Consider the following 9,426-nt stretch of genomic DNA (forward strand, 5'->3'; position numbering starts at 1 on the left):
TCACGTTTGTTGCCGCTTCAGCCATGGCAAAACCTCCTTAATGACTGTCCCGCGTCAGCTGGCGCTCCAGCCACTGGGAATACTGCGAAATGCCGTAACAGACGACGAAGAACAGGAGCGCGGCAAAGCCGAACAGCTCCCAGTAGACGCCGTTCCACTCGGTCGAGGCAAGAATGGGTCCGCGGATCATGCCCACGAGATCGAACATCGAGATGATCGAGACGAGCGTGGTGTCCTTGAACAGGCCCACAGCCACGTTGACGATACCCGGGATCGAGATCTTGAGCGCTTGCGGCAGGATGATGAGGCGCATCGACTGCGCGTAATCCAGCCCGAGACTGTCCGCGGCCTCGTATTGTCCCTTGGGAAGCGCGGACAGCCCGCCGCGGATCACCTCGGCGATATAGGCCGAGGCAAAGGCCGTGATCATGATGATCACCCGCACGATCAGGTCAAAGGTCGTGCCCGGCGGCAGGAAATAGGCCAGCACCACGTTGGCCACGAAGAGAAGCGTGATGAGCGGCACGCCGCGGATGAATTCGATAAAGACCACGCAGATCCACTTGATGATCGGCATGTCCGACTGCCGCCCGAGCGCCAGCGCGATCCCGATCGGGATCGACAGGGAAACGCAGACCGTGCCAAGGATCAGGTTGAGCATGAACCCCCCGATCTCGCGGCTTTCGACTTGCTGCATGGCAAGCACCCCCTCGACGGGGACAAAGGAGGCGAGCCACCACGTGAAGCCGATGGCAAAGATCCCGCCGAAGAAGCCGAGCGCGAAACTCTTGGCGACGAGGCGGGAATAGACGATGTAACCGACGACGAAACCAAGCAGCGTGAATACGGGAACAAGCACCGAACCGCCCCAGATCAGCCAGTAGGCAAGAAAGGGGTAAAGGCCGGTGAAGATCAGCATCTTGCGCGGGAACACCTTGTAGAAAAGCACCGGCGCGATGGCGACGAAAAGCAGCACGAAGGCCAGCGTGACCCGCCAGTAGAGCTCGGTCGGATACTGGAAACCGAAAAGCAACTGGTTCCAGCGTTCCGCCAGGACGGCGAAACAGCCCCCCACCTCGCCTTGCAGGATCTCGCGGCAGGCGCGGATCGACGGCGAATCCCAAACGCCGTTGGCGAGCCATGGCAGGATCCAGTCGACGAGGCGGTACACGCAGTATATCGCGACGAGTGTCAGTGCGCTGTTGCCGACGCTGGAGAACAGGTTCTCGCGCAGCCACTTTATCGCCCCGGTTTCCGCGACCGGCGGTTCCTGTTCGGGCAGGATCTCGGTCCGCACGAAGGCGACGGAGTGTTCATGGGTGTCGCTCATGTCACCGCTCCTTCAGCTTGATCGCGTTGTTGTAGACGTTCATGATCGCCGAGATCGACAAGCTGATGGCAAGGTAGAACAGCATCAGGAGCAGGATCGTCTCGATCGCACGGCCCGTCTGGTTGAGCGTGATGCCGCCCAGCGTGCCGGTCAGGTCCATGTAGCCCACGGCAATCGCGAGCGAGCTGTTCTTGGTGATGTTGAGATAGTGCGAAATGAGCGGCGGGATGATGACCCGCAGGGCCTGCGGCAGAACCACGAGGTTCATGATACGGCCGGGGCGCAGCCCGAGAGACGCCGCCGCCTCCGTCTGGCCCTTGCTCACCGACAGGATACCGGCGCGCACGTTCTCGGCGATGAAGGCGCCGGTATAGATTGCCAGCGCAAACCACAGCGCGATCAGCGAACCCAGGATCTGTATGCCGCCGGAGAAATTGAAACCGCCCAGCTCGGGGTATTCAAGGCTGATGGGTCGGCCAAGCACGAAGAAGGCGAGGATCGCCGGCAGGAGCAGGATCGCGAGGGAGGGCCAGCCCATCGGAAGCAGCTTGCCCGTGTCGTAAAGCAGCTTGGTCGCGTAGCGGCGATAGGCGAAAACCCCCACGATGGAGGCGATGAAGATGCCCAGCACCACCCAGCCTGCCGGCTCGAATAGCGGCTTGGGGATATAGACACCACGGTTGGTGAAGGCCATCGCGCCGAAGACCATGCTGGCATCCGGGTCCTCGCCCCGGAAAGCGCGCGGCGCCGGCATCACGGCCGTCATGATGGTGAATATGATGATGATCCAGATCAGGACCGGCACGTTGCGGAACGCTTCGACGTAAACCGCCATCAGCTTGCGCACGAGCCAGTTCTTGGACAGCCGCAGCACGCCCGCCGCGACGCCGATGATCGTGGCCGTCATGCAGGCGAGCAGCGAGACCAGCAGCGTGTTGATGACCCCCACCAGCGTCGCCCGCCAGTGCGAGGAGCGGCTGTCATACTCGATCAGGGTCTGGTTTATGTCATAGCTGGACGGTTCGCCGAGGAATTCCCACGAAATGCTGAGGCCGGCATCGCGCAGGTTCTGCATGAGGTTCGATCCCAGCCATGCAAAGGCCGCGATCAACAGAAGCAGGGCGATCATCTGGAAGGTGTAAGATCTGTACCGGGTGTCGTAGATCAGCATCGACAGCCGGAACGACGCCTTCTGAGGGTCGGTCATTGTTGTCATCTTGGGATCCCCGCTGGCCGGCCCCGTGTTTTTATGTCGGCGCCGGTGTCCCGGGGCCGCGGGCCGGTTCCTGTTGTCCCTTTTGCAAGGTGTGAAAGGGCGCGGCCAAGCCGCACCCTTTCATCGGTACGGGATTTACCGGAACGGCGGCGCGTACATCAGGCCGCCATCGGTCCACTGTGCGTTCAGCCCGCGGTCGAGGCCAACCGGCGTGTCCTCGCCGATATGCTTGGCGAAAAGCTCGCCGTAGTTGCCCCCGGCCGAAATGGCGCGCACGGCCCAGTCCTGATCGAGGCCGAGCATTTCGCCAAGGTTGCCCTCGGTGCCGAGCAGGCGGTTGACTTCGGGACGGTCCGTCGCAGACGACGCCATTTCCTCGATGTTGGCGCTGGTCACACCCATTTCCTCGGCGGCGATCAGGGCGTTGAGCGTCCAGCGGACAACGTCGCCCCACTGGTGATCGCCGTGGCGCACGAGCGGGCCGAGCGGCTCTTTCGAGACGGTTTCGGGCAGGATCACGTGGTCGCTCGGGTTCTCGAACGCGGCACGCGTCGCGGCCAGGCCGGAGCGGTCGGTGGTATAGACGTCGCAGGCACCGGCGAGGTACTGCTGCTGCGCCTCGGCGTTGGTTTCGATCGGGACCGGCTCGTAATCCATGTTGTTGGCACGGAAGTAGTCCGCCAGATTGAGCTCGGTCGTGGTGCCGGTCTGGATGCAGACCGTCGCGCCGTCCAGCTCCTTGGCGGAGCTGACGCCAAGCCCGGCGGGGATCATGAAGCCCTGGCCATCGTAGTAGTTGATGCCCGTGAATTCGAACTTGAGGTCAACGTCCCGGGTGAACGTCCAGGTGGTGTTCCGTGCCAGCATGTCCACCTCGCCCGAGGCGAGCGCGGTGAAACGTGTCTTGCCCGTCGTCGGCACGAACTCGACCGCCGTGGAATCGCCGAGAACAGCCGCAGCGACCGCGCGGCAGACCGCCACGTCGAAGCCTTCCCATACACCGTTTGCGTCCGGCGCGGCAAAGCCGACGAGACCGGTGGTCACGCCGCAGTTCAGCGTGCCGCGCGCCTTTACGTCATCCAGCGTCCCCGCGGCGGCCGCGCCGGCGGAAAGCCCGGCAACGGTCAGCGCGCCAAGAAATACGGATTTTTTCATGTTTACCTCTTCCTGATTGTCCGCTCTTTCCAGAACGGTTGATACGGCCCGAAAGGGCCGGAGCGATACTGGGGAGTTCCCCGTCAGTGGCAGCGAGTTTGGTTGGATTCATTCGCTGGCGTCAAGCCCCGGATCAAGAAAAACGATGGCGTTAGGGCCCGCCGCCGCCGTGGCGCCCGATCCGGGGCAGCTACACCCCGCCCTGCGCAAGATCATGAAAACGCTTGGCCGCGTGGAATTCCGATTCTTTCACTTCGGCTTGCGCGCGGGCTTCTTCGTCCACGCCCCATTGTTCCTCCTGCCAGGTCTCGTCGATCCGCGACAGACGCCACAGCGCCCCGATATCCTCGGCCTCGTGAACGGCGGCCAGCCCCAGAACGAGCGATCCGGACAGGCTGACGAAGTCATGAAACGCTGTCAGCGAAAAAGGGTCCATGGCATGCACCGGTTCGCCGAGACGGCGCAGCGCCTCCGGCGCCTGCGGCGCGTGCATCACGCCGACGACGGGAATGAGCCGCGCGCCGAACGTCCTGTCCGCCCAGTCCAGAAACGGGTCCCACGCCGCGGCCTGCCGCGCCGCCAGTTCCTGCGGGCTGTCGGCGCGGTAGCACAGCAGGTCGCTGTCGCCGTAGGCAGCAATCATCGCAGCCACCTCGGCATGCTGGGCGGCAACCTTGTCGATGGCCGCGTTGGCCGCGCGCGTGACCGGCATCGTGGCGGGCTGGATCTCGTCCTGCTGGGCGTCCCATTCCGCCGCCACGGCCTCGGCCATTTGGGCGGTCGGAACGACCAGCGGCGCCTTGGCCGGTGTTTTCACGGGCCGCCCGTCAAGCGCGACGGAGAATCCGCCATCGGCTTGCGTGACACGCGCCTCGTTCCAGAATCGGCGGGCCTTCCATTCACTCATTTCGCAGGCTCCCATAGGCTGTCGAGCACGTCCGGCAGATCGCGCATGTCGTCGAGGATCGCCGCCGCCCCGGTCAGCGTCGCGGCGGGGTGATAGCCCCAGTTCACGCCGATGAACGGGATGCCGGCGGCCTGCGCCATCTCCATGTCATAGGTGGTATCGCCCACCATCACCGCATCCGCCGCCGCGACGCCGGTCTCGGAGATGGCGGCATGCAGCATCGCCGGGTGCGGCTTGGAAGGGTGATGGTCACTGACCTGCTGCGTTGCAAAGAACGGGCCGAGCGTGTGCCCCTCCAGCAGCTTGTCCAGCCCGCGGCGTGACTTGCCGGTGGCCACCCCCAGCAGGTATTCCGGCACACCGTGGAGCCGGGCAAGCGTATCCCGCACATGCGGGTAAAGCGGCGACGACTCCGCCGCACCGGCCTTGGCGCGCAGCGCGACATAGGCATCCTTGTACCAACCCACCATGCGGGCATGCACCGCTGGCGGCAGCGCCGGGGCGAGGCGGGGCATCGCGGTATCGAGAGAAAGCCCCACGATCCCCAGAACCTGCCCGCGCGGGGGGGCCGGTTGCCCCGCGCGGGAAAAGGCATGGGCCATGGCCGCCACGATATCGCCCTGGCTGTCGACAAGGGTGCCGTCGACATCGAAAACGATCAGGCGCAGCGGGCCGGTCATGCCAGTTCCTCGAACGGGTCGTCCGGGGCCTCTGACTCCTGCCACTGGAACATCTCCCATGTCCGGGCCATGTGCGCGGGCAGCGGCGCGACAAGGTGCAGGCGCACCCCGGTCACCGGGTGGGTCAGGTCGAGCGAACGGGCATGAAGGTGCAGTTTGCGGCTGACTTCGCCGCCCAGTTGTGCGCCCCAGCCATCCCCCTTGTTTTCCTGGCCGGAGCCGCCGTACTTACCGTCGCCCACGATGGGGTGCCCGATCTCGGCCATGTGTGCGCGCAGCTGGTGGGTGCGTCCGGTCACCGGCACAAGCGCGGCCCATGCGGCCCGGGTGCCCGCCGCCTCGATCACGGCATAATCGGTGGTGGCATGCTTGGCCCCTTTCGTGCCGGCCACCTCGTCGGGGTGCAGGCAGAGCATCTTTTCTCCCTCGCCATGCGCCCCGTGCCCCGGTGCCTTGACCAGCCCGAAGCGGATCGTGCCGATGCGCGGGGTGGGAACGCCGGCAAGAGCGGCCCAGTAAATCTTGCGCGTGTCGCGGGCGCGAAAAGCCGAGGACAGGCGCGCGGCGACGGCCCGGCTTCGCGCCATGAGCAGCACGCCAGACGTATCCTTGTCCAGACGGTGCACCAGCCGCGGGTTTTCCTCGGCGTCGAAACGCAACGCGGCGGCCAGCCCGTCCACGTGGCGGGTCTGCTTGCTGCCGCCCTGAACGGGCAGGCCGGGGGGCTTGTTCAGGGCGATGACATGCGCATCGCGGTAGATCACCGTGCCGCGAATCATTTCTGCATCCCGGTCCGAGATGCGCGCGTCCGCAGGCTCTGCCGTCGCCGAAGGCTCTGGAAGGGGCGGTATGCGCACCTGCTGGCCCGCCTCGAGCCGCGCCGAGGCCTTGACCCGGCCGCCATCGACGCGCAGTTCGCCCTTGCGGCACATCTTCTCGATCCGGCCCTGCGGAACATGCGGGAACCGGCGCCGCAGCCACCGGTCAAGCCGCTGGTCAGCCTCGTCGGGCGCCACGGTCAGAGTCTGCACGCCGCTCATTGAACGACACCCCGCGCCACCAACAGCCCCGCACCGATCGCCGCCAGCGACAACGCCACGGATGCCAGCACGTAAACGGCCGATAGCGCCACCTGCCCCCTTTCATAAATCGTCAATGCATCCAGCGAGAATGCTGAAAACGTCGTGAAACCGCCAAGCGCCCCGGTCATCAGGAAAGGGGCAAAACGGGTCCCGCCCTTGTGCGCCAGCACCACGACCAGAACCCCCATGAGAAAGGAACCCGCGACATTCACGAACAGTGTGGCCCATGGGAATCCCGGCCCGACAAGGCGCATCGCCCCGACCGAGGCGAGATAGCGGGCCGAGGCCCCGAGCGCACCGCCCGCGGCAACCTGGAGGACGGTCATGAGCATGGCGGCGTCTGTCGCGCGCCGGCCTGCAATTGTCAAGTTGACCCCATCGTGCCGACACCCGCGCCGGGAGTGTCGCGAATGGCCTGTCGGCACAAGGGTCGCCGCGCTAGTGTGCCCGGTGAAACAGCCGGAGCGGTCCCGCATGCCAGACCCCAAGACCTTTCTCCGCGGCCTTTTCGACAGGGCCGTCGCCGTGGCCGACCCGATGCGGAGCCTTGGCGCCCACCTGCCCCCGAGGCCGCAGGGTCGTCTGGTGGTCATCGGGGCGGGCAAGGCGAGCGCACGCATGGCCGAGGCCGTCGAAGCCGCCTACGGCCCTTGCGAGGGCTTGGTCATCACCCGCTACGGGCATGCGCGCCCGTGCAAGGGCATAGAGATCGTCGAGGCGGCACACCCGGTGCCCGACCGCGCCGGCATGGAAGCCACAGGCCGCATCCTCGAGCTTGTCGCCGGGCTGGGCGAGGAGGACATGGTGATGGCCCTGGTTTCCGGCGGCGCCTCGGCCCTGCTGGTCCAGCCCGCCGGGGACATCACGCTGGAGGAAAAGCAGGCGGTCAACGAGGCACTCCTCGCCAGCGGGGCGCCGATCAGCCGGATGAACACGGTCCGCAAGCATCTCAGCCGGGTGAAGGGGGGCCAACTTGCCGCGGCGGCATGGCCGGCGCGGATGCTCGCACTGATGATCTCGGACGTGCCGGGGGACGACCCGGCGGTGATCGGGTCCGGCCCCACGGCGGGCGAAGCGAGCACCCCGGCGGAGGCACGCGCGATACTGGATGGGCACGGCATCGCGCTGCCACCGTCGGTCACGGCGGTCCTCGACGGGCCGCAACAGGTTATCCCCCCGGGCGGTCCGCGCCTGTCCCGGGTCAAGAATGTCATATGCGCCGCGCCATCGCAGTCGCTGGCCGCGGCGGCCGATGCCGCGCGCGACGCGGGCGTTGAAGTGCGCCTTCTGGGCGATGCCATCGAAGGCGAGGCGCGGGAGGTGGCCCGACTCCACGCCGAAATCGCCCTCGCGGCACAGGCGGGCATGGAGGCGGCGGACCGGCCGATACTGTTGCTCTCGGGCGGCGAGCTGACTGTGACGCGGCGCGGCGCCGGCACGGGCGGGCCGAATGCGGAATACGCGCTGGCGCTGGCGCTGGCGCTTGATCGTGCCCCGGGCATCCACGCGATCGCCTGTGACACCGACGGGGTGGACGGCGCAGCCGAGGTGGCCGGTGCCCTCATCGGGCCCGAGACGCTGGAGCATGGCCGGGACGCCGCGGCCGCGCTGGCCGAGAATGATGCGCACGGTTTCTTCGGCCGGACGGGCGGTCAGGTGGTCACGGGCCCGACACTGACGAACGTCAACGACTTCCGGGCAATCCTGATCCAGCACACGGGGTGAACGACCGCGCGCGCCGCGGTCAGGGCTGCGCGTCGATCCAGACGGTGACGCGATCCGCCCGACCCTCTGCATCGATCACCGACAGGGTTGAATAGCCCGTCGACATGTCCGGCAGCGTGGCCGTGCGGCGGCGCAGACCGCTGGCCACCGGCGCGCCATTCGCCAGAAAGGTAAAGGGTGGTGTTCCGTCGCGCAGCTTGACCGGCAGGGCGCCCCCCGTCACCGGGAGGCGCGCGCCGGCGGGCGGAAAGACCAGCTTGGGCGCGTCGGTATCGGGCCGGAACACCGCTTCTCGCCCGCTGAACCGTCGCAGCGGCGGGGGCAGGTCGGCGGTGCCCACGGTCAGCGTCTCGGGCGGGGCGGGTGACAATGGCTCGGCCGCCGGCTTGAGCCGCTGGAATGCCTCGAACAGCACCGGCGCGGCCAGATCGCCGCCGAAGGCGCCCGGGACCGGCGTGCCATCGGCCCGCCCGATCCAGACCCCGGCCACGTGCGCCCCGTCGAAGCCCACCGCCCACGCGTCACGGTGACCGTAGGATGTGCCGGTCTTGTAGGCGATGCGCCCGTGCGGCGCCCCCGGCGGCGGGGCAAGCCCTGCAAGGATATCCGCCACGTGCCACGCGGCCGACCGCCCGATGACGCGCCGCCCTTCTGCTGCGCTGCCGGTTGTCCGCCAGTGCAGATCGCGCGCGACACCGCCATTGGCCAGCATGGCATAGAGCTGGACAAGGTCGGTCAGCGTCACGCCCACCCCCCCGAGCGCGACGGCAAGGCCCGCCTTGTCCCCCGGCAGCACCGCGCGCACCCCCGCCCTTCGCAGCAGGGCCATCAGGTGTGCCGGACCGATCTCGTCCATCAGCAGCGTCACGGGAATATTCAACGATTGCCTCAACGCCTCGGCCACCGGCAGCTCGCCCCGGTAGGCGCCGTCGAAGTTCTCCGGCGCGTATGACCCGAACGTGACGGGGCGGTCGTTGATAAGCGTCTGCGGATGGGCAAGGCCGCGGTCGAAGGCCATCGCGTACACGAACGGCTTGAGCGTCGAGCCGGGCGAGCGCACGGCCTGCGTCATGTCATTGAAACCCTGCCGGCCGGCATTCCGGCCATAACTGCCGGAGCCGACATGGCCGAGGATCTCGCCCGTGCGGTGGTCTGCCACCACCATGGCCACCGACACGGCCGCCGGCAGGTCGCGCAGCGTGTCACGCGCGAGCGCTTCGAGGTCTTGCTGCAGGTCCTTGCGAAGCGTCAACTGCTGGCGCGGGGCGCGGGGCGCGGCCGCGCGGGCGCGATCGGCGAGGTGCGGCGCAAGGGCGGGAAAGGCATGGCGC

The 9,426-nt window shown here is 67.1% G+C and carries 9 protein-coding genes; 1 reads left to right on the forward strand and 8 read right to left on the reverse strand.

The genetic code is table 11. The annotated features are described in order from the left end of the window. Window positions 1–37: 37 nt before the first annotated feature. From ACH13J_RS14890 to crcB, 7 genes are all read right to left on the reverse strand, one after another. The gene (locus ACH13J_RS14890) at window positions 38–1,330 is read right to left on the reverse strand and encodes an ABC transporter permease subunit (protein ID WP_397544138.1); all 1,293 of its coding nucleotides are present in this window, start codon (window positions 1,328–1,330) and stop codon (window positions 38–40) included. A gap of 1 nt (window position 1,331) precedes the next feature. Continuing rightward, window positions 1,332–2,546 (reverse strand): ABC transporter permease subunit, encoded by a 1,215-nt coding sequence (locus ACH13J_RS14895; RefSeq protein WP_397544139.1) that lies wholly within the window; start codon window positions 2,544–2,546, stop codon window positions 1,332–1,334. A gap of 135 nt (window positions 2,547–2,681) precedes the next feature. Next, window positions 2,682–3,701: a transporter substrate-binding domain-containing protein gene (locus tag ACH13J_RS14900; RefSeq protein WP_397544140.1), complete on the reverse strand. Its 1,020-nt coding sequence runs from the start codon at window positions 3,699–3,701 to the stop codon at window positions 2,682–2,684. A 190-nt stretch (window positions 3,702–3,891) separates the two neighbouring features. Then, entirely contained in the window at window positions 3,892–4,608 is a 717-nt protein-coding gene (locus tag ACH13J_RS14905; RefSeq protein ID WP_397544141.1) for an ATP12 family protein, read from the reverse strand. Beyond that, window positions 4,605–5,288, reverse strand: coding sequence for an HAD-IA family hydrolase (locus ACH13J_RS14910; protein WP_397544142.1), 684 nt, complete (start codon window positions 5,286–5,288; stop codon window positions 4,605–4,607). Before ACH13J_RS14910 ends, ACH13J_RS14905 begins: the two co-directional genes overlap by 4 nt. Then, window positions 5,285–6,328 carry an RluA family pseudouridine synthase gene (locus ACH13J_RS14915; protein ID WP_397544143.1) on the reverse strand — a complete coding sequence of 348 codons (1,044 nt, stop codon included), beginning with the start codon at window positions 6,326–6,328 and terminating at the stop codon, window positions 5,285–5,287. Before ACH13J_RS14915 ends, ACH13J_RS14910 begins: the two co-directional genes overlap by 4 nt. Beyond that, on the reverse strand, window positions 6,325–6,702 hold the full coding sequence (gene crcB / locus ACH13J_RS14920; RefSeq protein WP_397544144.1) for a fluoride efflux transporter CrcB: 378 nt from the start codon (window positions 6,700–6,702) through the stop codon (window positions 6,325–6,327). Before crcB ends, ACH13J_RS14915 begins: the two co-directional genes overlap by 4 nt. Window positions 6,703–6,844: 142 nt before the next feature. Here crcB and ACH13J_RS14925 point away from each other — a divergent pair, with 142 nt between their 5' ends. Next, entirely contained in the window at window positions 6,845–8,095 is a 1,251-nt protein-coding gene (locus ACH13J_RS14925; RefSeq protein ID WP_397544145.1) for a DUF4147 domain-containing protein, read from the forward strand. 19 nt (window positions 8,096–8,114) lie between these two features. On the opposite strand, the gene ACH13J_RS14930 is transcribed toward ACH13J_RS14925, so the two are convergent. Then, window positions 8,115–9,426, reverse strand: a 1,312-nt coding sequence (locus ACH13J_RS14930) for a penicillin-binding transpeptidase domain-containing protein (protein WP_397544146.1), incomplete at its 5' end; no start/stop codon positions are given.

This window comes from Roseovarius salis (assembly GCF_044472985.1).
Classification (GTDB): Bacteria; Pseudomonadota; Alphaproteobacteria; order Rhodobacterales; family Rhodobacteraceae; genus Roseovarius; species Roseovarius salis.

Coding starts and splice junctions, on each gene's coding strand:
- ACH13J_RS14900 (WP_397544140.1), bottom strand. CDS start 3,701: ATGAAAAAATCCGTATTTCTTGGCGCGCTGACCGTTGCCGGGCTTTCC.
- ACH13J_RS14895 (WP_397544139.1), bottom strand. CDS start 2,546: ATGACAACAATGACCGACCCTCAGAAGGCGTCGTTCCGGCTGTCGATG.
- ACH13J_RS14890 (WP_397544138.1), bottom strand. CDS start 1,330: ATGAGCGACACCCATGAACACTCCGTCGCCTTCGTGCGGACCGAGATC.
- ACH13J_RS14905 (WP_397544141.1), bottom strand. CDS start 4,608: ATGAGTGAATGGAAGGCCCGCCGATTCTGGAACGAGGCGCGTGTCACG.
- ACH13J_RS14925 (WP_397544145.1), top strand. CDS start 6,845: ATGCCAGACCCCAAGACCTTTCTCCGCGGCCTTTTCGACAGGGCCGTC.
- ACH13J_RS14910 (WP_397544142.1), bottom strand. CDS start 5,288: ATGACCGGCCCGCTGCGCCTGATCGTTTTCGATGTCGACGGCACCCTT.
- crcB (WP_397544144.1), bottom strand. CDS start 6,702: ATGCTCATGACCGTCCTCCAGGTTGCCGCGGGCGGTGCGCTCGGGGCC.
- ACH13J_RS14915 (WP_397544143.1), bottom strand. CDS start 6,328: ATGAGCGGCGTGCAGACTCTGACCGTGGCGCCCGACGAGGCTGACCAG.